At 39.9% G+C, this 22913-nt stretch carries 26 protein-coding genes; 2 read left to right on the top strand and 24 right to left on the bottom strand.

Annotated elements, in window-relative coordinates:
- Positions 1–232 precede the first annotated feature (232 nt).
- From spoVG to LQ50_RS22145, 14 genes are all read right to left on the bottom strand, one after another.
- Complete coding sequence (gene spoVG / locus LQ50_RS22215) at positions 233–526, bottom strand: septation regulator SpoVG (protein ID WP_034633708.1); 294 nt, start codon at positions 524–526, stop codon at positions 233–235.
- Positions 527–782: 256 nt separating this feature from the next.
- Positions 783–1157, bottom strand: coding sequence for a RidA family protein (locus LQ50_RS22210; RefSeq protein WP_034633706.1), 375 nt, complete (start codon positions 1155–1157; stop codon positions 783–785).
- Complete coding sequence (gene purR / locus LQ50_RS22205) at positions 1154–2005, bottom strand: pur operon repressor (protein ID WP_034633704.1); 852 nt, start codon at positions 2003–2005, stop codon at positions 1154–1156. The genes LQ50_RS22210 and purR overlap by 4 nt, the downstream gene beginning before the upstream one ends.
- 59 nt (positions 2006–2064) lie before the next feature.
- The gene (gene ispE / locus LQ50_RS22200) at positions 2065–2928 is read right to left on the bottom strand and encodes a 4-(cytidine 5'-diphospho)-2-C-methyl-D-erythritol kinase (protein ID WP_034633701.1); all 864 of its coding nucleotides are present in this window, start codon (positions 2926–2928) and stop codon (positions 2065–2067) included.
- Between the two features lie 180 nt (positions 2929–3108).
- Complete coding sequence (locus tag LQ50_RS22195; protein ID WP_034633700.1) at positions 3109–3297, bottom strand: small, acid-soluble spore protein, alpha/beta type; 189 nt, start codon at positions 3295–3297, stop codon at positions 3109–3111.
- 147 nt (positions 3298–3444) lie between these two features.
- A complete protein-coding gene (veg, locus tag LQ50_RS22190) occupies positions 3445–3711 on the bottom strand; it encodes a biofilm formation stimulator Veg (RefSeq protein ID WP_034633697.1) in 267 nt (88 codons plus the stop codon).
- Between the two features lie 756 nt (positions 3712–4467).
- Positions 4468–5325: a sporulation peptidase YabG gene (gene yabG / locus LQ50_RS22180; protein WP_034633693.1), complete on the bottom strand. Its 858-nt coding sequence runs from the start codon at positions 5323–5325 to the stop codon at positions 4468–4470.
- A gap of 49 nt (positions 5326–5374) precedes the next feature.
- On the bottom strand, positions 5375–6256 hold the full coding sequence (rsmA, locus tag LQ50_RS22175) for a 16S rRNA (adenine(1518)-N(6)/adenine(1519)-N(6))-dimethyltransferase RsmA (protein ID WP_034633690.1): 882 nt from the start codon (positions 6254–6256) through the stop codon (positions 5375–5377).
- The gene (gene rnmV / locus LQ50_RS22170; protein WP_034633688.1) at positions 6253–6822 is read right to left on the bottom strand and encodes a ribonuclease M5; all 570 of its coding nucleotides are present in this window, start codon (positions 6820–6822) and stop codon (positions 6253–6255) included. Before rnmV ends, rsmA begins: the two co-directional genes overlap by 4 nt.
- 166 nt (positions 6823–6988) lie before the next feature.
- Positions 6989–8209, bottom strand: coding sequence for a resuscitation-promoting factor (locus LQ50_RS22165; RefSeq protein WP_034633686.1), 1221 nt, complete (start codon positions 8207–8209; stop codon positions 6989–6991).
- A gap of 229 nt (positions 8210–8438) precedes the next feature.
- The gene (locus LQ50_RS22160) at positions 8439–9206 is read right to left on the bottom strand and encodes a TatD family hydrolase (RefSeq protein WP_034633683.1); all 768 of its coding nucleotides are present in this window, start codon (positions 9204–9206) and stop codon (positions 8439–8441) included.
- A 67-nt stretch (positions 9207–9273) separates the two neighbouring features.
- A complete protein-coding gene (metG, locus tag LQ50_RS22155; RefSeq protein WP_034633681.1) occupies positions 9274–11253 on the bottom strand; it encodes a methionine--tRNA ligase in 1980 nt (659 codons plus the stop codon).
- A 393-nt stretch (positions 11254–11646) separates the two neighbouring features.
- Positions 11647–13479: an ATP-binding protein gene (locus tag LQ50_RS22150; protein ID WP_034633679.1), complete on the bottom strand. Its 1833-nt coding sequence runs from the start codon at positions 13477–13479 to the stop codon at positions 11647–11649.
- A gap of 34 nt (positions 13480–13513) precedes the next feature.
- The gene (locus LQ50_RS22145; protein ID WP_034633676.1) at positions 13514–14473 is read right to left on the bottom strand and encodes a DNA double-strand break repair nuclease NurA; all 960 of its coding nucleotides are present in this window, start codon (positions 14471–14473) and stop codon (positions 13514–13516) included.
- Positions 14474–14672: 199 nt separating this feature from the next.
- Between LQ50_RS22145 and abrB the strand changes: the two genes are divergently transcribed.
- The gene (abrB, locus tag LQ50_RS22140; RefSeq protein WP_034633675.1) at positions 14673–14963 is read left to right on the top strand and encodes a transition state genes transcriptional regulator AbrB; all 291 of its coding nucleotides are present in this window, start codon (positions 14673–14675) and stop codon (positions 14961–14963) included.
- 240 nt (positions 14964–15203) lie between these two features.
- On the opposite strand, the gene rsmI is transcribed toward abrB, so the two are convergent.
- The 9 genes from rsmI to LQ50_RS22095 form a co-directional block, all read right to left on the bottom strand.
- A complete protein-coding gene (rsmI, locus tag LQ50_RS22135) occupies positions 15204–16064 on the bottom strand; it encodes a 16S rRNA (cytidine(1402)-2'-O)-methyltransferase (protein ID WP_034633673.1) in 861 nt (286 codons plus the stop codon).
- Between the two features lie 17 nt (positions 16065–16081).
- Complete coding sequence (locus LQ50_RS22130; RefSeq protein WP_034633671.1) at positions 16082–16819, bottom strand: tRNA1(Val) (adenine(37)-N6)-methyltransferase; 738 nt, start codon at positions 16817–16819, stop codon at positions 16082–16084.
- Between the two features lie 107 nt (positions 16820–16926).
- Entirely contained in the window at positions 16927–17274 is a 348-nt protein-coding gene (gene yabA, locus LQ50_RS22125; protein ID WP_034633670.1) for a DNA replication initiation control protein YabA, read from the bottom strand.
- 15 nt (positions 17275–17289) lie between these two features.
- Positions 17290–18117, bottom strand: a complete 828-nt coding sequence (locus tag LQ50_RS22120) for a PSP1 domain-containing protein (protein WP_034633668.1) — start codon at positions 18115–18117, stop codon at positions 17290–17292.
- Between the two features lie 4 nt (positions 18118–18121).
- A complete protein-coding gene (gene holB, locus LQ50_RS22115) occupies positions 18122–19111 on the bottom strand; it encodes a DNA polymerase III subunit delta' (protein WP_034633667.1) in 990 nt (329 codons plus the stop codon).
- Positions 19112–19125: 14 nt separating this feature from the next.
- Positions 19126–19455, bottom strand: a complete 330-nt coding sequence (gene darA, locus LQ50_RS22110; protein WP_034633666.1) for a cyclic di-AMP receptor DarA — start codon at positions 19453–19455, stop codon at positions 19126–19128.
- A 26-nt stretch (positions 19456–19481) separates the two neighbouring features.
- On the bottom strand, positions 19482–20114 hold the full coding sequence (tmk, locus tag LQ50_RS22105) for a dTMP kinase (RefSeq protein WP_034633665.1): 633 nt from the start codon (positions 20112–20114) through the stop codon (positions 19482–19484).
- Complete coding sequence (locus LQ50_RS22100; RefSeq protein ID WP_052144914.1) at positions 20107–21555, bottom strand: aminotransferase class I/II-fold pyridoxal phosphate-dependent enzyme; 1449 nt, start codon at positions 21553–21555, stop codon at positions 20107–20109. Before LQ50_RS22100 ends, tmk begins: the two co-directional genes overlap by 8 nt.
- Before the next feature lie 186 nt (positions 21556–21741).
- On the bottom strand, positions 21742–21945 hold the full coding sequence (locus tag LQ50_RS22095; protein WP_034633662.1) for a sigma factor G inhibitor Gin: 204 nt from the start codon (positions 21943–21945) through the stop codon (positions 21742–21744).
- A gap of 236 nt (positions 21946–22181) precedes the next feature.
- On the opposite strand from LQ50_RS22095, the gene LQ50_RS26360 reads away from it, so the two are divergent.
- Positions 22182–22316 (top strand): hypothetical protein, encoded by a 135-nt coding sequence (locus tag LQ50_RS26360; protein ID WP_272913742.1) that lies wholly within the window; start codon positions 22182–22184, stop codon positions 22314–22316.
- A 57-nt stretch (positions 22317–22373) separates the two neighbouring features.
- Here the strand turns inward: LQ50_RS26360 and LQ50_RS22090 are convergent, their stop codons facing one another.
- Positions 22374–22613: a hypothetical protein gene (locus LQ50_RS22090; RefSeq protein ID WP_034633660.1), complete on the bottom strand. Its 240-nt coding sequence runs from the start codon at positions 22611–22613 to the stop codon at positions 22374–22376.
- Between the last annotated feature and the right edge of the window lie 300 nt (positions 22614–22913).

The raw sequence follows: 22913 nt of genomic DNA, 5'->3' as shown, positions 1-22913 counted from the left end.
TTCCCCTCCAGGTGTTGCGTTTTCCATTACGAATATATCTTAAAACCGTGGTCTTTTCAAGGAAATATCGGTTTAGGAAGCAATGAGAACAAATTTGTCACTTCTTTCGGGAAAATTTAAAAGAATGTGTTATCCATATTTACATAATTCTCCCTGCTTTTACATTTGCACTTAGTTATTCTTTAATTTTTACATAAAAAAGAGCCCTGTCACTTGGGGCTCTTTTCGTGTTCTATGAAGCTCCTGCTTCTTCAAATTCAATTTCTTCGTATTCTCCTGCTTTGTCATACTCTGTTAGAACGGCTGTTTGAATTTTCTCTCTCGTTTGCGAAGAGATCGGGTGTGCGATGTCACGAAATTCGCCATCTGGAGTTCTTTTGCTAGGCATTGCTACAAATAACCCGTTATTACCATCGATTACGCGAATATCATGTACCACAAACTCATGGTCAATTGTTATCGAAGCTATTGCTCGCATACGGCCTTCCGTATTTACTCGACGCAATCTCACATCTGTTACCTGCATTGTTGGCCACCACCTAATATTTGTTTATTCTTACATACACAATTCTCTATAAAATCTGAAATTCCTTCTTTAGACAAAAATTTTTTCATTTTTTTAATTGATTTTTTCGACAACTATCAAGAATGGCCATTTTCCGCCATTTCCAATCGTAAGCGATTACAATAAGTTGGTTTCTTTAAAACTCTGAGATAATAAAATTTAAAATATTTTATTTATAACAAAACAAAAAAAGAAAAGAGTGGCTGCAACCACTCCATTACTTTACTAAGGCTATTACTTCAATTTCAACAAGGACATCTTTAGGTAATCTAGCTACCTCTACACATGATCTTGCCGGCTTATGAGTGTGAAAATACTCTCCATACACTTCATTAATGCGTGGGAAATCATCCATATTTTTAATAAATACAGTCGCTTTTACAACTGTTTCAAGAGATGCTCCTGCTTCTTGTAAAACAGCGTTAAGGTTTTTAAATACTTGATGCGTTTGTTCTTCCACCGTTCCTTGCACCAAGTCTCCTTCAGCTGTTAGAGGAATCTGGCCTGAGCTATAAAACATATTATTCACAATGACCCCTTGAGAATATGGTCCAATGGCACCTGGTGCTAAATTTGTATGAATCGTTTTCATTTGTTCTCCTCCAATTCCATCTTTTGTAATAACTCTAACACACTACCTGGTTCTACTGTAATTGTTTTGTTTCGAACATCCACATTTGAGAGCTTTGTAATAGACATATACTCATCAACTAAGCGTTCTTCAACGTCTACGGTTTCTACTAATACACCTATTCCAACTAACTCCGCTTGAAACTCTTCTAGTAAATCCATCATTCCTCTTATCGTTCCGCCAGCTTTCATGAAATCATCGACAATAAATACACGAGACCCCGGTGCCAAACTACGACGTGCTAACGTCATCGTTTGAATTCGTTTCGATGATCCAGAAACATAATTAATACTAACCATTGAACCCTCTGTAACAAGGTGGTCACGCCTAACAATGCTAACTGGAACATTCAAATACTGACCTACAGCATACGCAAGTGGAATCCCTTTTGTTGCAACAGTTAAAACGGCGTCTATTTTTTTATTAGCTAAAACAGACGCAAACACTTGCCCTAAGCGCTGAATAAACTTTGGACTTCCAAGAAGGTCCATCATGTATAAATACCCACCCGGAAGGATCCGCTCAGGTACAGCAAGCTGCTCAATGACCTCATTGACAAACTCTCCCGCTTGTTCAGGATGAATACGAGGGATGAACTTTACTCCACCACTTGCTCCCGAAATGGTTAGAAGAGAGCCATAGCCTTCATCTTCAAAAATCTCTTTTACAATCACTAAATCTTCACTGATCGATGACTTAGCCGATTGATAACGTTCTGAAAAATGAGTAAGCGAAATGACCTCATGAGGATGTTGCAGTAAGAAATAGGTCATATCAACTAGACGACCACTACGTTTAAGCTTTTTCATAAGACCTCCACTTAAAACCGAATATTTTAATTTAATATATCACGTTCGTTCGGTTTTAATCAAGTGTCTGTTGAACGAATTAACCTAACAGCGTAGACATCTTGACAAAATCCTCTAAGTCCATTATAAACACGATGCAATCTTGATTCATGCTCCACTAGTCCAAACACAGTAGGTCCACTTCCGCTCATTAATACTCCATCTGCACCAAAACGGATCATTTGTTCTTTTATATTTCGCACTTCTGGATACATGTCCAACGTCACCGTCTCAAGAACATTATGTAAATTTTCACAAATACCAGCAAAGCTTTGTTGTTCAATGGCTTGAATCATCGCTTTTGTATTGGCATGTTCAATTTCCTGGACATTCAAACGCTTATATACCTCTGCAGTTGATACTCCAATTGGGGGCTTAGCAAGAATTACCCAACAAGGTGGTGGGGAAGAAATTTGTTGAATAATTTCTCCACGTCCCGTCGCAAGGGCTGTTCCTCCATACACACAAAATGAGACGTCTGATCCTATTTCAGCTCCAAGTACAGCTAGTTCATCTAAACTCAAACCTAACTGCCATAATTGATTCAAGCCTTTTAAGGTTGCTGCTGCATCACTGCTTCCTCCAGCTAAACCAGCGGCAACCGGAATGCGTTTTGTAATATAAATCGAAACACCTTTTTTTACGTTATAACGTTTTTTTAACAGGTCAGCAGCTTGATAAGCTAAATTGCGGTGATCATTAGGGACAAATCCTTCTGACACATCAACTTTGATCGCTCCATCTTCTCTATCTGTTAGATCAATCCGATCAGCAAGGTCGACCATTGTCATGATCATTTCAACCTCATGAAACCCATCTTCCCGTTTTCTTATTGCATCAAGCGATAAATTAATTTTCGCTGGTGCTTTCACTGAACATCTCACACACGTCACCTTCTATATCCATTTGCTTAGGTTATTTTATCATTTGTCTAATCATCATACCACCTGTTGTCGGTTTTTCTATAATATAGTCATATTATTACATAACAAAAAGGAATTAGAAAATTCCACTTGTAGAGACAATAGTTAAAGAAGCCAGGCTTTCGCTCTGGCTTCGCAAAATTATTTTCGTTCGTTTTGTTGAAGGACAAGCTGCTCTTCGGCGATTTCAATTGCCCTTTTGACCATATTTCCAGCGTCCCTTGAACGTATACCGCCCCAGCCTTCTTTTTGAACTGTATCATAAAAGCCAAGTTCCTTTGCAAGTTCTTCTTTAAATTGGCCAGACATGATCCCTCTTCGCCTACTCATGTCACAACAACTCCTTTTCTGAATGTCAGAAAAATGTCGTATAATACACGACATACTTAGTATCTACTCGAAACAAGACAAATATAACCCTCTGAATTCACCTTCAGAGGGTTATATTTGTCTGTATATCGTATATCTAGTCCAAAATTATGCTTTTAATACCGTTGAATCAATACCCTCTTCACAGAGCATAAGTTCTACTGTTTCAGTTAAAATATCAGCATAACTGTAAGACACGCGTTCAAATGCATTTTGTTGTTCATCTAATTTCACTATGAACACAGAAGGGTATGTTTCTTCAAGAAGACCAGAACGCTCCGACGTTTTCCGACGACCACCATTTGCCTTGATTGTAATTCTCTTACCAACATTAGCATCTAATGCACGCTTAATGTCTATTAACGTTTTTGCCATTACGACACCCCACCTCACTGTATGTGTAGTATAGCACAATCTACATTTTTCGTCAAATAAATTTAAAATTATATCAAGCGAACAAGAATTTTGTCAATCTATTTTGACGAAAAAATAAATTTTGCCACTACCAATTCACCCCTAGTATGTGAAGAACCAAAAGAATTATGTAAGTTTTCACAAAAAAGAGTGCCCTTCTCTTTTTTGTGAAAACTTATGCGATGTGCGGAGCCGACGTTATCTCTTAAGTCTTTTTGAGCGATCTTCTCAAAAAGCGCACGTCGTGTGGAGCCATCGCAAACGGGCGCTCTCCTGCATGATAAAGAGTGCCCTTCTCTTTTTTGTGAAAACTTATGCGATGTGCGGAGCCGACGTTATCTCTCAAGTCTTTTTGAGCGCTCTCCTCAAAAGACGCACGTCGTGTGGAGCCATCGCAAACGGGCGCTCTCCTTTTTTTATAATAAGACTGTTTTATAAAGATTGTTGCTGTAAAGAAAGTTTTTTCTCTTAGTGGAATGGAGCGGAAGTCACTCGACTCCTGCGGGGTGCAGAGGTAAGGACGAGACCCCACAGGCGCAGGAGGCTCGGCACCTCCTTGCGGGTGCGAATGGCTGGAGCGCAATGGAACGAACATGAGAAGAACACGCCCCTAAAAACAACAAAATATGAAAAAAGAAACCTATGAAAAAGAGTGCCCTTCTCAAAAAAGCCCTTAGATCTTACCCAGATTTGGGTCCCGATCTAAGGGCCTTCTTATCAATCGTATTTCATTGGCATGCCGCGTCTCATGACACCCTTTGTTTCGATACCACCTAGCCCACTTTCGCCACTAATGGTATTACGTAATACATCAGATAGACTTATCCGGTCCATAAACGACGTCAAACTTACTCTTGAAGCAATATACACTGGATCAAGAGCATGAATGTTTACACGTTCAGGAGAGCTAGCAAAATTAGCACCCGCTTTTATTAACGTTTCAAAATGAGACTGACAAGCGCCCGCAAAGACAATTAAATCATCGCGGTGCCACGAATGTTTCCGAGCAATCCTTACACACTCTGCAAAATACTTTGTATTACGGTACGAACGCACATCGCGTTCATCCCCTTTTGCTTTCAAATAGGCATCATGACCGGTAACAACAACAATATCGGGCTTTACCATTTCAAGTAACGAACCGATCTGTTCGGGCATTTCCTTCTCAGGAAGGTGGACTCCATAAAGAGGTACACCTAATTTATTATATAACTCTGTACATTTACGAAGGTATAAACCATCACCGTCAATGTGAAGGACACGCCCTCGTAATTCAAAATACGCAGTTTCGCTCTTGTACCCTGATGTGACTTGGTAATCTCCTCGTTGTTTCATCAATTTGGCATCTTGCCTGAAAAGTCGATAGGAATGTTCCTCAAGTTCTCTCGCCTTTTTAGCATGTGCAGTCCGATCTTCTTCTGAAACGATGACAACATCATCTATCGGGGCATCGGCAAGTAGACGCATATCCTCTCCAGCAAGCTCTACGTAGTCGGAAAAAACTTCTACTACCCTAAACAACAAATCACACTGATACGAAAGGCGAGCGACGATATCCCCTTTATTCAGCTTCATTGTCACGCCTCCTCTCCACTTAAAATATGTGGGGAGGCGGGCATGTGTGCTAAGTTCTCGGGAATCTTTTCAGAAGAGCTTCACTCAATATGGCAAACTCTTCAGGTGATAGCGTTTCCCCTCTACGCTTAGGATCAATACCAGCTTCATGTAGGGCCTCTTCAATGTCTGTCTTTCTTTCCTTCGGGCCTAGATTATGCACTAAATTATTAAGGATCGTCTTTCTCCTATTTGCAAAACTTGCATGAAATACTTGAAAGAAATAAGACTCATCTGAAACTGAAACTGCTGGTTCATCGCGAACCGTCAAACGCAAGACAGCTGAATCTACTCTTGGCTGAGGTACGAACACGGTTGCTGGAACTGTCAGAACACGCTCGGCCTCAGCAAAATATTGTGCAGCAATAGATAAGGCTCCGTATTCTTTTGTTCCTGGTTTTGCTGCAATTCGATCAGCCACCTCTGCTTGAATCATAACAACAATTCCTCGGATAGGGAGGTGTTCTTCTAAAAGCTTCATCAAAATTGGAGTTGTAACATAGTAAGGCAAATTAGCTACAACCATAATGTCGCTCGTATCTTTGAATTGTTCCTTTATCGTTTGATGAATATCTGCTTTTAAAACATCTGAGTGAATGATTGATACATTATCATAAGGGGCAAGCGTTTCATCAAGGACAGGTAAAAGCCGCTGGTCGATTTCAAAGGAAACTACTTTTTTTGCACGTTTGGCTAATTGTTCTGTTAATGCGCCGATCCCTGGACCGACTTCAATGACACCTGTTGACTCGCTAATATTGGCCGCATCGACAATATTCCTTAATACATTGGTATCAATCAAGAAATTTTGCCCTAAACTCTTTTTAAAACTAAATCCAAACTTATTCAATATTTCCTTTGTACGTGCTGGTGTTGCTATATCTTTTATCATTCGTTTTGCTCCTCCTCAAACACACGCTCAATTGCTTCTTTGAATTCATTTTCGGTAATTCTAAACTTTTGTAGGCGTTTATGCAGCTGCTTGCCATTGGCATAACCAATGTGCAATATCTCACCTATTCGTTCTCTTCTTCGTTTTGAATGGCTTCCAGCAATTAAACCGGCAGCGTGTAAATCTTGCCAATCAATGACGTCGAACCGTTCTTGGCTTTTAGCTTCCTCTTGCTTTGCATGAACCAATGCTTGGCGTATGGCTTCTGGTTTGGCGTTTTCCACACCAAGATCATCTTGGTTTTTAGATATCGCCTCTTTTTTCGGTAAAAAAGCGTGCAAACAATCTGGAATCCGATCACTAATAATTCGGCGAATCCTCTCCCCCGGATAATCTGGGTCGGTTAACACAATTACTCCTCGTCTTTCTTGCGCTAGAGCGATTTGAGCAAGTGTACTTTCGTTAATGGCTGAGCCATTTGTTTCAATCGTATCTGCATCAACAGCTCTTTTAATAGCTACGGTATCGTCCTTTCCTTCTACAACAATTACTTCTTTTATTTTCATAGTATACCCCTATCAATTAGGCTAGTCCTATTTTAGCCGGAAATTGGTTGAATTAATATCATTATGTAGTTTGCAAGGTGAAGATAATGGGTACGCACTGTAGCTTTACTCATTACGTAGACATAAGAAAAACAGAGTGGATGACCACTCTGTGTTAGGCTGACAATTAATCTAAAATGGTAACTTTCACTGTTCTTGTTCCCCATCGAAATGCTTCGTTTTTCGTTGGTACGTGAACATCGATTTTGTTCCCTCTAATTGCACCACCTGTATCACCAGCTACTGCATTCCCGTAGCCTTCAACATGGACACGAGTGCCTAGAGGAATGACGCTAGGATCAACGGCAATGACTTTCATATTACGATTATTATTTAAATTAATTCCTGTTGCTGTCACTCCACTACATCCACTGCATCCAGCTGTATAGGCTGTAGCCGTAACGGTTAACGTCCGTCCACCACTAGGCGCCGACCCACTTGAGCTACTTGAGCTCGATCCACGTGAGACAGTGGGTGCAGGTTGAGTTCCAACAGCAACAATACGGTCTTTGCTTTCTTTTACTGTTTCGGTTTTTACAAGCTCTCTGGAGATTTCTTCACCATCTTCAAGCACAACTTCATAGTGCTTATTAACAGTTCCTTCTTCACCTGCTTGAACAACCTCTTCTTTTCCTGATCTTATCGAATTATCTTTTCTCGTGACTGTTCCAAAAGCGACAGACTCTTCCACCACATCGGTGACTTTTTCTACACGTATTACTTGAATTTCTGATTCACGGTCAAGCCTTGTATCCAATTCTGGCTCAACACGATCAAGCTCACCTAAGGTAACACTTTCTCTCTCTAAAAAGTCAGCGACAGTCGTCGAAGTTGTCCATAATTCATGGTGCTCGCCGTCACTAGTAAGCTCAACTTGAAACGCAGATTCATAGATTAGATTCATTCTGTCAGTAATTTCTTCGTTTAATGCTGGCGTAAGTAAATCGTGTTCTTCTTTGAAATCAATATCTAATTCTTGTATGAGTTGCTCCACATCATCTGCAGTCGTCCATACTGGTTCCTCGTGACCTTGGATTGTTACAAAGACTTGTTTTGCTTGGTCCCATGTAACGGTTAAATTCCCTTTAATCTCTTTATCCAATCCTGGATCTATAAAATCATGTTCTTGGACTTCCCATTCTTGCTCCTTCATCAGTTCAGCAACGGTAGATGCATGTGTCTGCACTGTAACCTCTTCTCCATCAATAGAGATTGTTACTGTTGCCTTTGTCGCCTCGTATACAGCGTAAGTAATCACGCCTCCAAAGAGTATGAGACTGATAACGGAGATGACCAACTTTTTCCTAAAACTTACAGCAGGAAGGAGTTGGCTCCTGTTTGTTTCCATCTCAATGAATTCCTCCTTCTCAACGTCCGAATTATAAACACTGTACCTCCTTTTGTCAACTCACTATTTTTGTTATTCGCCGCATTGTCCTTATTATCTATGAAAACGCGAGCAAAAGAAACAAAAACTTATCGACACGTCCACTCTATGCATCCACCTAAGTTTGTAGAACTATTTCGAATGAAGCTATATTTAGACAAGCCTCGGCAAAATTAGTGAATTTTTGCTATCAAGAAATGCCAAAAATTTCTTTCGCATTAGCCGTAGTTTGCTTCGCTAACTGTTCAAATTCTATCTCTTTTAGCTCGGCAATTTCTTCTGCTACTAGTTTCACATAGGCAGGTTCATTTCTTTTACCACGAAATGGGTGCGGTGCTAAATATGGACAGTCCGTTTCAATCAGTAGTCGATCCATCGGTATTTCTTTTGCAACTTGCTTAGGACGTTTTGCATTTTTGAATGTAACAGGACCCCCAAGAGATATATGAAAGTTCATGGCCAAACATTCCTTAGCAATTTCTACGCTTCCACCAAAACAGTGCATAATCCCACCGACTTCGCTTGCTTTTTCTTCCTTCAGAATATCAACAATGTCTTGATCTGCCTCACGATTATGAATAATAATGGGCAATTGAACTTTTTTCGCTAAACGAATTTGCTTACGAAATACGTCCTTTTGAACATCCTTTGGTGATTTATCCCAATGATAATCCAAACCCATTTCACCAAGCGCCACAACTTTCGGATGTGAACTTAGCTCTTCTAACCAATGTAGGTGCTCATCTGTCATATCAATTGCATCGACTGGATGCCACCCAACAGCCGCATATAAAAATTCGTACTTTTCAACTAAACCTAGTGCACGGTTGATCGTTAATTCGTCAAATCCGACAACAACCATGTACTCAACACCGGCTTCCTTTGCCCGCGTAATAACATCATCAAGATCTTCTTCAAATTGATCTGCATTTAAGTGAACATGTGTATCAAATAACATTTTGTCTGTACGTCCTTTCAAGATAATAGTTAAGAGGAGAGTTGCGATGCCCTCTCCCCTCAATTGCTTACTTTACCTGTGCTCCGTTTGGTAAATCTCCATCTATCGTTGCAAGTTGTAGTTTCTTGCCTTTTGAACCGGCTAAGATCATTCCTTGAGATAGTTCTCCACGTAGTTTAACCGGTTTTAAGTTTGTTACACAAATAACTTTCTTGCCAACCAAGTCATCTGGTGAATAGTATTTAGCAATTCCAGAAACCACTTGGCGTTTTTCATAGCCAAGATCTAGTTGAATTTTCAACAATCGATCTGCCCCTTTGACAGGTTCTGCCTCTAGCACTTGTGCCACACGTAATTCTACCTTTGTGAAATCATCAATTGTAATCTCATTTTCGTCTACTTCAGGCACTTCCTCCTCAGTCTTCTTTGAAGCACCACCCATCATTTCAACGATGTGAGCCACCTCGTCTTCCATGTCTAGACGAGGGAAGATTGGGTCTCCTTTTTCAACGGTTGTCCCACTAGGAATTTGGGCAAACGTCTCAAGCGTAGACCAAGCGGTTACTTCACTAGAAAGACCGAGCTGGTTCCAGATTCGTTTCGGTGTTTCTGTCATAAATGGCTGAATCATTATTGATACTTGACGAAGCGACTCTGCAAGATGATACATAACAGACCCTAACTCCTCTTTCTTTGCTTCATCTTTCGCCAGAACCCAAGGTTGTGTCTCATCAATGTATTTATTAGTGCGACTAATTAACTGCCAAATGGCAGTTAGAGCGACCGAAAACTCCATTTCCTCCATAGCATTTTCTACTTTTTCAACCGTTGCTTCTACTAGCTCGACAAGAGGTGCATCAAATGGTGTAGCATCCTTAACATAAGTCGGAATAGCACCGCCAAAGTATTTGTTAATCATCGCAACCGTTCGATTTAACAAGTTCCCTAAATCATTCGCTAGATCATAGTTCACACGCTCAACAAATCCTTCTGGTGTGAAGACTCCATCTGAGCCAAAAGGTACTTCACGCAGCAAATAATAACGAAGAGCATCAAGACCATAACGATCAATAAGTGGAACTGGATCCACGACATTTCCTTTTGATTTGGACATTTTACCGTCTTTCATTAACAGCCACCCATGACCAAATACTTTTTTCGGAAGTGGTAAATCAAGAGCCATTAACATGATCGGCCAATAAATCGTATGGAAACGAACAATTTCTTTCCCTACTAAGTGAACATCAGCAGGCCAATATTTATTATACAACTCTTCATCTTCACTGCCGTAGCCAAGAGCTGTGATATAATTTGATAAAGCGTCAATCCATACATAGACGACGTGCTTCGGATTACTAGGAACTTGTACGCCCCATTTAAACGATGTACGAGATACAGCTAAATCTTCTAATCCCGGCTTAATAAAATTATTGATCATTTCATTTTTACGAGATTCTGGTTGAATAAAAGTCGGATTCTCTTCATAGAACTTCAAGAGGCGATCCGCATAGTTACTCATCTTAAAGAAATACGATTGCTCACGTACTTTTTCAACAGGATGACCACTGTCTGGGCTCTTTCCACCAATGATTTCTCCGTTTTCATTTTTCACAGGGTCCACTAGCTGGCGTTCTGTATAAAACGTTTCATCAGGGATTGAATACCAGCCTTCATACTCGTCTAAATAAATGTCACCCTTTTCAAGTAAACGCTCAAAAATTTGGGCAACAACCTTTTTGTGGCGCTCCTCGGTCGTACGAATAAAATCGTCATAGGACACATCTAACTTTTTCCACAGGTCTTGAATTCCAGCAACAATTTGATCGGTAAATTCTTGAGGTGTCTGCCCTTTTTCCGCTGCTTTGGTTTCAATCTTCTGTCCATGCTCATCCGTCCCAGTTAAAAACCGGACATCATAGCCACGAAGACGCTTATAACGTGCCATCGCATCGCCCGCTACCGTTGTATAAGCATGACCAATATGAAGCTTATCACTCGGGTAATAAATTGGAGTCGTTAAATAAAAAGTCTTTTTTTGATCAGTCACAATTTTTCCTCCTCATTTTAAAAAACAATACAAAAAGCCCTCATCCGATCGGGACGAGAGCATCTCACGTGGTACCACCCAAAATTCCCTTCTTATTTCACAATAAAAAGGCTCATGAAGTCCTTAGACTTCCTCTGTTAACGCCAGCTACGTTACTCCCTTATGTACATAACACTCGAAAGTAAGCTCCTCCCAGGACCATCTTCCAACTAGAATCTATACCGGTTTCCAGCTCCCCCGGCTCTCTACATAGCCATGCTACCTATAGATCACTACTTGTACTCATCCCTTCATTGGACATCCTATATCAAAAGCCATTATTTAGACATGTTTTATCATACTATGTATCATGTCAAAATTCTAACCAAAATATACCTAATTCACTGTATCTCGTCAAGAGCGTGTATACATTGTGGCAAACGGCGTCTTCTCTTTTTTAATCACACCTTCACTGCTAAGACGATCTAATTGCTGCTTCCATGTTTGCACATCCCAGTTCTTTTTTGCGTCTTGATTTAGTTTTGTTAAGTGAGTCATAATATTCATTTCAGCTAAAGGGAAATAAGAATCAAGGGCCTTTAGCAATTGTTCAGAGTCTTGCTCTTTCATTTTTTTCAATTCATCAAATGGATTTAGTGTATGCGGGCTAGCAGAGTGCGCCATACGAATTCGTATCGCCATAGTCCGGCCCATAATGGCTGATGAAACAAACACATCACCCGATCGTAAATAAGGGAGCCGTTTTCCTTCATCATGCGTTAAATCTGTTTCTTCTTTAATGGTTTGGATATCTGTTCCACGTACTGTCCTGAACACAAACTTAGAGTTTAACTGAGCGGTAATCGTCTCATCAAGCAAGGTTGGACGCTGCGTAGCAAAGATGAGAAAGACCCCATACTTCCGCCCTTCTTGAGCGATTTCCTTTAAGACTGATTTGGCCGGTGCATCATAGCCCTTTGGTGCAAAATTATGCGCTTCATCCGTAACAACAACAAATGGTGGGAAAAACTCCCCTTGCTTTTGTTGGAGCTTCGCATCACGAAACGACCTTCGCTTCCCATACAATGCGCCAATAACATAACTAGAAAATACTTGTAACAGCCATACGGCCCCTTGAACCACAACAAGCTTTCCAGTATGAATACCTTGCTCAATCGCTCGGATATTTTGCTGGAACAAACCAGCTTGATAAAGGCGATTCACACGCCATGAAATTCCTTTAACTGAAGCTAGTGGGAGGCTTCCATATTGATCGAGCAATTTCCGGAATGTTGAAAATCGAGTTAACTCATCTCTCGTCATTCCCCCGTCGTTTAGCATTCCTTCAATTTTATGCTTCCCTAGCTCTAACGCCTCCGCTAAATTAGCAATTCGGTCACTAAACGATTGATAACTATCTTTTCGTTTATGAACCGATTGAATGACATTCACCATCGATTCAGTTAACGATCCTGCTGCAGATAACAGTCGTTCTACATCTCTTGTTGAAAGTGCTGAAAAATCAACACCAACATCTTGTCCAATTTGAACAACCGTATAACGCTCACGATAGGAAATCGTGCCTTTTGTATCTAACGCTTCCGTTGCAAAATTCATCTCAAAGTGAGGATCAAAGACCAGAGTAGGAATCTGTAACTTCATTAACTCCTCGAGCATAACCCTAAGCCCAAATGACTTTCCTGAACCAGAACCACCAAAAACCCCGATGTGCGGATATTGCTGCATCGCTCTAATATCAAAAACAAAAGGAACACCGTTTTGCTCACGTAACCCGTTATGATCATGAATATGTAACAGGCCTTTTAACGATTCAGGCAGTGTCGAATCGATAAAATCAGTTGATTTTACTTCACCTAAAACAAGACCTTCCTCTGGAGCTGTTTTTACTAGTAAATCAGATATTTCATCAAAATGCGGGTGACGAACACTAGCTCCTGTTTGAATCGGCTGAATGGCCTCTTCAAATAACCGAACCTTTGCTAAGTGAATATCATCTGCTCCAATATCATAGCCTATGTGTTCAAGTGTTTTTAAGACTTGATCATCAGCAATACCTTTATCAAATCCCATGGGAATATAACGATTATATGAAAACGTTTCGACTACTTCTCCTTTTGGCTGATAAAGCGAAGCGTCTTCAATGACAAGCATCTCATTCATTCGAAATTTATGCGTTTTTGAGGCAACATACACTTCATGCTGCGTTGTTACACCTACTATTTGCACCTTTCTCATCCTCCTTTTTTCTTATCTTGAAAACTCAATATGGCCTTGAACCTCGTTTTTTCTCAAAGAATTTTTTTCTGATCTCAGGATCTATATACTGTTCGACAAGTGCTTCGACAAGTTTGTCTGTCACTCTTATTTCACGGTCAATATGATCGAGCCAGAGTGGAATTCCACGCCCATCACGTGGAGTAAGAGTGAGCAAAAGACTTGCAATCTCTTCTTTAAAAGCAGCTTGTTCCTCCAACACATCAAAGCCTGTAATAGCAGGATCTGATGTTAGTCTCATCCAGACCGATTGCAATCCAGCCTTACTTTGAATCTTCTCTACAAAAACCATTTCCTCCTGCTGAAGTACCCCAAATAACAAGTCACGATCATAGGTATGCGGCTGTTTCTCAAATGGTTGGAACGGCTCCAATTTCACTAAATTTTCCGTTGTAATTTCTTCAGAAACACCAACTAACAAGACATCCTTCTCTATTGCCTTTTTACGAAGGATGTCCCATTGGTCCGGAGCATCGATTCGGTAATGATACAAAGCACCGTCCATTAGCAATATCGCTAATGGTCTTTTTTCTAGTAACTCGATTGCAACTTCTAATTCTAATTTGGCTAACAAATGCGAACGGTCATTGGCTGGAGTGCTTTCATCATCTACTTCTTTTCGATGCAGCAATGGTGAGTAAATGTCAGATGCCTGACACGAAAACCCATTTGTTGTTTTTGCCAACGCTTGAAACAAGTAAAGGATATGAGGTGTCTCGCCTTTTGTTTGGTTAACAGAACCATCTACAGCTGCAACTTCTTTTCCATTCAACCATTCCGACAAAACTTTTGTCGAAAAACGAGGAATATGTCGAATTTCAGCGTTGGATAATTGAAGTTTTTGTCGAATTATCGAATTATCAGTAGGCGTTTTTTGGTAAATAGATAGCAAATTTTCATTCATATTTTTTAATTTTTCAACTAGATCTTGGTTCATCTCTAACATTTGTTGTATATACACCTCACTCTATAAGTACTATTTTATCAACGTTTTTCACTTTATGATAGAAATGTTAAATATGAAATTAACACAAAAAAGTAATTGACTTGATTTGGAAACACTGGTACTCTAAATACAGATAGAAAATTGTCGAATAATGACGCCAAAAATAAATTGCTTTATAGTCTGAGAGGAGACATATACAATGAAATCTACTGGAATCGTTCGTAAGGTTGATGAATTAGGCCGTGTAGTTATCCCAATCGAGCTACGTCGTACTTTAGACATCGCTGAAAAAGATGCGCTTGAAATTTATGTCGATAATGATCGTATTATCTTGAAAAAATACAAACCAAATATGACTTGCCAAGTTACAGGCGAAGTTTCTGATGAGAATCTTTCTATTGCTAACGGCAAAATCATTCTAAGCCCACAAGGTGCACAAGAGATCATTAAAGAGCTTCAAGAGTACGTAACACGTTCTACACAAGCTTAATTCTATATTAAAAAGGGTGGCTACTCCTCGTTCTACCACAATTGTTATGATTGTTGGTATGTTCTTGGTGAAGCCACTCTTTTTGTTTTTTGGTTTAGTTTAGATGATACAAAACATAGTTGGCGATGGCTCCTCTCGCCGTGCGCCTAAAGGAGAAGCCCACTCCTTTAGGCTTAAAAGATTACGGCGGCTCCGCTCATCGCTTCGCTAGACCGAAAAGGGAAGGGCGCCCTTTTCGGTCTAGCTATGGTATTCTCCATAAACGATTCTTTTTTGTATGTTTCGTTCGCGGGCGGTTTGTTTGATGGCTTCTTTTGATGGCATGCCTAGTTCTATGTAGTGGTTGACGTGCTGAACAATTGTTAAGGCTTCCCACCAGTTATCCTCTTCTTCTTCGCCACTGCTTCCTTCAACAACTAGGCAAAATTCTCCTTTAATCGTCCCTGTTTCACACCACGTAATCGCTTCTTCTAGCGTTCCTCTTTGGTATTCTTCAAACTTCTTCGTAAGTTCACGGCTAATGCTAATATGTCGGTTACCAAGTATTTTGTACATCGCTTCTATTGCTTCTTTTAAGCGATGAGGGGATTCATAAAAAATTAAGGTCGCGTTGTTGCCTTTTAATTGTTCAAGCATCGTCAGTCGTTGCTTGTTTTGTCGTGGAAGAAATCCAATAAATTCGAAACGGTCCGTAGATAATCCTGAAGCGACTAAGCTTGTTAATGCGGCATTCGCTCCTGGTAAAGAGATCACTTTGATCCCTTCATTTAACGCCTCTTGGACAAGATCTTGACCCGGGTCCGAAATGGCCGGCATTCCCGCGTCACTAACAAGGGCTACTTGTTTTCCAGCCTTCAGCAGATCAATCAATGACTCCCCAGCTTTTTTCTTATTATGCTCGTGATAGCTGACAAGGGTTGTTTCTATATCAAAGTGATTACATAATTTTCTCGTTTGCCTTGTGTCTTCTGCTGCAACAACATCCACTTCTTTTAACATTCGCACCGCACGAAAGGTCATGTCTTCAAGATTTCCTATTGGTGTCGGAATTAGATAAAGCTTTCCTTCTTCACTGTCACTGTAACTCGTTTGTTGATTCATGATAATCCCTTCCTTGTTCATTTTGCTTCATAAATTGAGCTAAATTGTTCTGTATATGTTCCCTGTTCATTATAAACGACGATTGGTGGCAAACAAGTCACGCCTGCTTTGCCATCTTTGATTCCTTCAACAAGGACCATATTTGCCTCTTTGTTTGCTTTTGGATGAATCATTTGAATTCGTTTTGGTTCAATACGATAATGACGCATAAGCTCGATGATGTCGGTCAATCTTTCAGGTCTATGCACGAGTGCGACTTTCCCTTTTTGCTTTACATGCTGGCTACTAACTCGAATCACATCTTCTAATGTACAATAGATTTCGTGTCTCGCTATGGCAAAGTGTTCATTGCGATTTTTTTCATTTTCCGTTATGGTTTCAAAATAAGGAGGATTACACGTCACAACATCAAAGAATCCTCTTTTCACCTCAACTGGGATTTCATTTAGATCGGACTCAACTACTTGAATCTGATTATGTAATTTATTTAATTCAATGGTTCGTTTGGCCATCTCCACTAATTTGTTCTGGATTTCTACTCCAATGATGGTTGCTTTCGACCGAGTTGTAAGTAAAAGAGGGATGACCCCATTCCCTGTACATAAATCCAGGATATTTCCTTTTTGAATTGGTACATGGACAAATCGTCCTAGCAAAATGGCATCGATTGAAAACGAGAAAACGTGTGGACTTTGCAATATCTCTAAATCCGTTCCCGCTATATAGTCTAATCGTTCTCCTTCAAATAATTTCACGCTTTTTTTGTGCACTCCTTTATATATAGGCTAAAAAAGCAGACCTAACGATATAACGCAAGATCTGCCCCCTAAAAATTTTCTATTTGATTTCATGTGTAGGCTTTTTACTTTTGATGTAAAAAGGATAAACAGAACAAGCAGTCATCTCCATCTGAACGAATACTTCCATAATGCGTATTGCAAACATGAAACCCTTCCTGATAGAGCCTTGCTAAGTTATCATACCCTTCTCCTACAAAAGGTTTTTTTGTCGGCTTATCGTTCTTTCCTTCCTCTTGCGCCTCTTCCTGCGCTTCAAGGCGATCTCTCAGATTTTCATTTTCGATATGAAGGTAATGATTCTCTTCAATTAAGTAGGCCAACTGTTCCTTCAATCCTCGCAACTCATGATGCAATTCACCTAGCCGTTCTTCTAGTTGGCTCACCTGTGTAAAAATGGCTTTTTTGTCCACGATGCTCCCACCTCATTATTCTGTGGCTTCAGTCGGCACGCTTTCTTTGCTCATTAGTTCGTCCATTGTAAACTCGACTATTCGCTCACCTTCAACTAATTCGACTTGAATGACTTTTTCTAACAAGTTTAAGCCAATCACTTTTCCTTTTCCTTCAGGTGTTCTGACTCGCTTCCCAACATCAGGTAATTCTTGCTTTGCTGACTCATACATATCATTCTCATACTTGAGACAACACATTAACCTACCACACAAACCTGAAATTTTAGCCGGGTTTAGTGATAGACTTTGGTCTTTGGCCATTTTAATGGAAACCGGTTCAAAATCACCTAAAAAGGATGAGCAGCAAAGAACTCGGCCACATGGACCAATCCCACCTAACATTTTTGCTTCATCCCGTACGCCAATTTGACGAAGTTCGATTCTCGTACGGAACACCGCTGCTAAATCTTTTACTAACTCTCTAAAATCAATCCGACCATCGGCAGTAAAATAAAATAATACTTTGTTCCGGTCGAATGTATATTCAACATCTACTAGCTTCATATCTAGCTTATGTTCAATGATTTTCTCCGTACACACTTCGAACGCTTTCTTAGCTTGTTCGACATTTTCCTGAACGACTAACTTATCTTTCTCAGTCGCAATACGGATGACTTGCTTTAATGGAAGAACAACATCGTTTTCGTCAACCGTTTTTGTTCCAATAACAACTCGGCCAAACTCAACGCCTCTAGACGTTTCAACGATAACTGTTTCTCCCTTCTCCAGCTGAAATGAACCAGGGGAGAAATAATAGATTTTGCCGGCCTTTTTAAAGCGCACACCTACAACTTGATGCAATCTTCTATCCCTCCTGTATATTAAGCAACAGCTTCTCCATCATAAGTTGAGGATTAACATTAGCAACAAGCTGCCTTTTTGCATGAAGAACCGCAGACATCTTTTGACTAATTGTATCCTGCGAACTAGATAGCGCTTGCTGTTGTAATAGATCAATTTGATCAATATAACTTAAAGAGTCAACTTTTCCGACCTTTGTAAACATCAGATCCCGTAGCCATAAAAGAATCATATCTAATCCCATATCTAACTGTGATTTTTCTTTAAACAACGGTAACCACTTTTCTTGTAATGTGAAAAGTACTTGAGCCGGTCTCGTATGAAGCTCCTCCATCAATTGTATCACTACGGTTCGTGCTTGTGCAATCCAATCCGCTTCTAATAGCTGTTCTGCTTCGTGATAACTTGTTGTTAAACTAGCCAATAAACTGGAAATTGTGCTAGAATTTCCATTCTGTACGAGCTTGTCCAAAAAAACCTCTCTTGAAAGTGGAGCAAAGGTCAAATGTTGGCTACGTGAATGAATCGTAGGTAGCACTTTACTCCCTTGTTCCGTTAGAAGAATGGCTAATGTCTCAGTTGCAGGTTCCTCTAAAAATTTTAATATACTATTAGCTGCTCCAACCGTCATTAAATCGGCATGCTCTACAATATACACTTTCTTAGCTGATTCAACACCACGGTATGAAAATTCCTTTTGCAAATGCTCAACTTGATGCTTTTTAATAGATAGGCCATCTGGTTCGATTCTATGCACATCTGGATGATTGCCGTGCTCAATTCTTCTACAATTTGAACACTGTAAACAAGGATTTTCTGCTTCTCTATTTTCACAAAAGAAGCTCTTCGCTAAATGAAGAGCTACTGCACGCTTACCGGTTCCTTTGCTTCCTTCAAAAAGGTAGGCATGAGCAAGACGGTTCTTTTGTAATGTTTTCATAAGTAAATCGGTAATTCTTGGTTGAATTTCTTTTAACTGATTCCACGTTTCCATCTAGTTCAACACCTTTAAAATTGCTCAAATTGCTCAACCGGTAAAACAAACACGGTCGCTCCACCTACTTGCACTTCAACCGGGTAAGGTACATACGAATCAGCATTTCCGCCCATTGGAGAAATAGGTGCTACAAGTTGATCTCGACTTTTACAATTTTCTTTTATGATCGACATGACGTCTTCTATGTTCTCATCTTCTGTCCCAATGAGAAAAGTTGTGTTCCCTGCTTTTAGAAAGCCCCCTGTACTAGCAAGCTTTGTTGCACGATAATCGGCTTTAACTAACGCATCAGACAATCTATTACTATCTTTATCTTGAATAACAGCCATAATTAGTTTCATTTTCGACAGCTCCTTTATTAATAAAGTTAGCGACCTACAAATTGATTGATCTCTGTCATTGCATCTTTATAAACGGCCCGAACGTCTTGATTCGCATCGATAACCTTGATCCTTTCGGGGTAGACGTCCATCACTTTTTGATATCCATTTCTGACACGCTCATGAAACTCAAGCTTTTCTTGATCGAGTCGATTTACCTCCCGATCTTTATCGCTTTGAATACGAGTTAAGCCAATTTGCGGGTCAACATCAAAAAACAGGGTTAAATCAGGCAAATAACCTTCAATTGCGAATTCATTGATCGCTTTTACTTCATCAAACCCAATCCCTCTAGCGTATCCTTGATAAGCAAGACTACTATCAAGAAACCTATCGCAAAGGACAATTTTTCCTTCTTTTAGAGCAGGGATCACTTTTTCAACGAGATGCTGCCTTCTAGCTGCTGCATAAAGTAGTGCTTCCGTTCGACTATCCATTTCTGTATGTGTAACATCTAAAATGACCGTTCTAATTCTTTCAGCAATCCGAATGCCTCCTGGTTCACGAGTGCGAACGACTTCGTAACCCCTTTGAATTAATTCTGTTTCTATTTGATCTAAGACAGTTGTCTTACCTGCCCCTTCTCCACCTTCTACTGTTACAAAAAAACCTTTACTCATTGTCATCCTCCACATCAACTACCAAAACATCTTTTAATTCCTGCTCAACTTGAAACACTGCCCCTGCATCTAATAAACTCAGGATGCCCTCAATCGTTTGTTCCGTTATACGCTCACCAGGTAACACGAATGGAATACCGGGAGGATAAGGAACAATGGCCTCAGCTGCAATAAGACCAACAGCTTTTTCAAAAGGTACTCGTTTCTTCTCTGCCTTTTGTATGGCATCTGAATGTAGCTCTAGTTTTTGTGCTCCCATTCTTACATTGAGAAAAGGGGGCGTACGAGTTTCCTCGTTAACTTCATAAGGGTTTAATGTTTGCTGAATAGATTGAAGCAACCCATTAGGGATTTTTATGTTCCCTAAACCAAAAACAAGCAGTACATGCTTCTCATCAGCAAGCTCAGGATAAAGATTGTTTTCTATAAAGATATCTTGAAGCTTAAATCCTGTTAAATTGGTTGTTGTCTTTATTGTAACTTTTAATGGATCACAATGATAGTTGTCATTCCAATTGACAACCTTGATTTGCTTTATGCTAGATAGTTCTTTTTTTAATGCATCAACTCCTGCTAAAATCGTAGCAATTTCTGATTTTGTCATACTTTCCGCATAAGCCCTTGCTCCATCCAATGACGCCATAAGTAAATAAGAAGGACTGCTTGATTGAAACATAGACAGTGCTTCCTTTATCTTATGCCTAAGAGAGTCAGAACGTTTATCATTTAAATGTAAAAACGAGCTCATCGTTAATGCTGGCAGCATTTTATGTGCTGATTGAACAACGACATCGGCTCCCTGTTGTAATGTCGACACAGGAAAAGGCTCTCCTAAACAATAGTGTGCTGCATGTGCTTCGTCTACTAAAACAAGAAGGTCGCTCTGTTTTGCTGCTGAAATGGTTTCTTGTAAATCTATACTAACTCCAAAATAGTTTGGATAGGTTAAAATAACCCCCTTGGCATCAGGATACTGCCGTATGGCTTCAGATAATGCTGCTACAGATATTCCGATAGGATGACCTGAGATAGTATCAAACTCTGGAGTTAACAATATTGGATGCAAACCTGCAATTTGTACCGCATGAAAAACTGATTTGTGACTATTACGCTGAACAAACACTTGGTCTCCCCGTTGGAATGCTCCGTAAACCATCGCTAAGTTCCCCACGGTCGATCCTCCAACAAGGAAAAACGTTTCTTTTGCCCCATAAAAACGAGCTGCCTCTTCTTGTGCTTTGCGAATAGCCCCACTTGGTGCATGTAAGTCATCCAACCCAACCAATTCAGTCACATCATATGTAAGCACCTCTTGAAAATCCTCAAGCAGCGAATTGTGAAAAAATAATCCATTTTTATGACCAGGAACATGGAAGGATACCGGATTTGTCTTCTTATGATTCTGTATAGCTTTAATTAATGGAATATGATTACGAGTCAACGTCATAAATCTCCTATCCTATAAACACTCTTTCTTATTATGATACTGTACTTTTTTCTCGTTGTTAAGAAAACGCCTAGTATCCTGGGTCCTGGAAGGTTATGTGTGATGTAAAAACTTATGTTGGTTCTTTGAATATGATCTTAAACAAAATAAAAAACAAGCCTTTCATCAAGGCTTGCTCTCTTATCCTATAAAATTAGTAGATAAATTCCTCATTTGTTTAACATATGTTTCATACTTATCGTCTTGTTCATTTAGCTGAACTAGTTCTTCTTCACACGATTCACACATAAATGTGTTTAAAACCTGTAATCCTTCTGCTTTTCTCTTCTTACATACCATACAACAATCCCCTAGCCGCACTTTCATTGTTTTCGTCTTCGGCATTATCCATCACCCCTGACATCAGTATCGGCTATACAACTAAACTTCATACATCTCTTTTCTTTTAATCTATTCTTTTCTTTGTGATTTTGTGCCTATCCTAACTAATATTTATTGTTAATGTTTTTATTCGATGTTTATGGGGTTATCCTTGTTTACAGTTTTGCGTTCAGATATGAATAAGGATCGCTATAATAACTCATCTTAACAAGGAATCTATTTGAAATGGGGGGATAAGGATGAGCCAAAAGCGCGAAAAAGGGTACAGTCAAAAAGGCAAGCCAAGCAGCGATACAGTCAATAATGTCATCGCACAAGAGGAATTAAAAAAAGCAATTTACCCCACTAATAAACCTCCTCGTAATGCAAACTAATGAAGTTTTATCTTTTTATGTATCAGTTTATTATCTGCCGCTGTTTAAGCGGCTTTTTTATCGTTTTAATGTGCTATTAGAGGAGTTATTCATTGTTATATTTAGGTCAATCGTTAGCCCATTGTGACTTTCTGTCCAAGTTGGTTGTTTTTCTGTCGGAAATGAGGGATTTGCTGGCCAAACTTGGACACATTCAATCCAAATTGGCTTTTTTTCTGTCTGAACTGATTTTTGCAGTTTATTCGTTCGGGTAAGGAGGTCTTTCAAGAAGCTACTCATGATGTAACCATCGCTCATTAGAGAATCATGCTGTTCCTCCTAGCGCTCTTCTGCCAGTACGTGTATTTGTATTACCTTCTCTCCAATTTCTATGCGGAGCGTGCCCTGCCTGGCAACGTCCTGGCTCGCTATTTTTCTTCTACGGGGATGATTGTCCGTGGTGTTATTTCTTCGACGTTGCTCACGTCGTGTTACGAAGAGAAACAGCTCAGACTCACTTCTTTTCTTCTACGTGGAAGGCATGATGCTTCTCTTAGAAGTATTCGATGACCTCTTTACGAAAAAAAGAAGTTCGTCTCACAGGGGGGACATGGAGCC

This window comes from Halalkalibacter okhensis, assembly GCF_000787375.1.
Taxonomy (GTDB): Bacteria; Bacillota; Bacilli; order Bacillales; family Bacillaceae_D; genus Halalkalibacter; species Halalkalibacter okhensis.
The sequence above is the reverse complement of the archived record's forward strand: the minus strand, read 5'-3'. Positions and strand labels throughout refer to the sequence as shown.

Excerpts from the sequence above, each read along its gene's own strand:
- LQ50_RS22165 (WP_034633686.1), bottom strand. The coding sequence starts at position 8,209 with ATGGAAACAAACAGGAGCCAACTCCTTCCTGCTGTAAGTTTTAGGAAA.
- purR (WP_034633704.1), bottom strand. The coding sequence starts at position 2,005 with ATGAAAAAGCTTAAACGTAGTGGTCGTCTAGTTGATATGACCTATTTC.
- holB (WP_034633667.1), bottom strand. The coding sequence starts at position 19,111 with ATGGAAACGTGGAATCAGTTAAAAGAAATTCAACCAAGAATTACCGAT.
- LQ50_RS22210 (WP_034633706.1), bottom strand. The coding sequence starts at position 1,157 with ATGAAAACGATTCATACAAATTTAGCACCAGGTGCCATTGGACCATAT.
- LQ50_RS22145 (WP_034633676.1), bottom strand. The coding sequence starts at position 14,473 with ATGTTAGAGATGAACCAAGATCTAGTTGAAAAATTAAAAAATATGAAT.
- LQ50_RS22195 (WP_034633700.1), bottom strand. The coding sequence starts at position 3,297 with ATGAGTAGGCGAAGAGGGATCATGTCTGGCCAATTTAAAGAAGAACTT.
- darA (WP_034633666.1), bottom strand. The coding sequence starts at position 19,455 with ATGAAACTAATTATGGCTGTTATTCAAGATAAAGATAGTAATAGATTG.
- tmk (WP_034633665.1), bottom strand. The coding sequence starts at position 20,114 with ATGAGTAAAGGTTTTTTTGTAACAGTAGAAGGTGGAGAAGGGGCAGGT.
- spoVG (WP_034633708.1), bottom strand. The coding sequence starts at position 526 with ATGCAGGTAACAGATGTGAGATTGCGTCGAGTAAATACGGAAGGCCGT.
- yabG (WP_034633693.1), bottom strand. The coding sequence starts at position 5,325 with ATGAAGCTGAATAAAGGGGATATCGTCGCTCGCCTTTCGTATCAGTGT.
- LQ50_RS22090 (WP_034633660.1), bottom strand. The coding sequence starts at position 22,613 with ATGAGCGATGGTTACATCATGAGTAGCTTCTTGAAAGACCTCCTTACC.
- LQ50_RS22095 (WP_034633662.1), bottom strand. The coding sequence starts at position 21,945 with ATGCCGAAGACGAAAACAATGAAAGTGCGGCTAGGGGATTGTTGTATG.
- veg (WP_034633697.1), bottom strand. The coding sequence starts at position 3,711 with ATGGCAAAAACGTTAATAGACATTAAGCGTGCATTAGATGCTAATGTT.
- rnmV (WP_034633688.1), bottom strand. The coding sequence starts at position 6,822 with ATGAAAATAAAAGAAGTAATTGTTGTAGAAGGAAAGGACGATACCGTA.
- LQ50_RS22160 (WP_034633683.1), bottom strand. The coding sequence starts at position 9,206 with ATGTTATTTGATACACATGTTCACTTAAATGCAGATCAATTTGAAGAA.
- rsmA (WP_034633690.1), bottom strand. The coding sequence starts at position 6,256 with ATGATAAAAGATATAGCAACACCAGCACGTACAAAGGAAATATTGAAT.
- rsmI (WP_034633673.1), bottom strand. The coding sequence starts at position 16,064 with ATGAATCAACAAACGAGTTACAGTGACAGTGAAGAAGGAAAGCTTTAT.
- abrB (WP_034633675.1), top strand. The coding sequence starts at position 14,673 with ATGAAATCTACTGGAATCGTTCGTAAGGTTGATGAATTAGGCCGTGTA.
- LQ50_RS26360 (WP_272913742.1), top strand. The coding sequence starts at position 22,182 with ATGAGCCAAAAGCGCGAAAAAGGGTACAGTCAAAAAGGCAAGCCAAGC.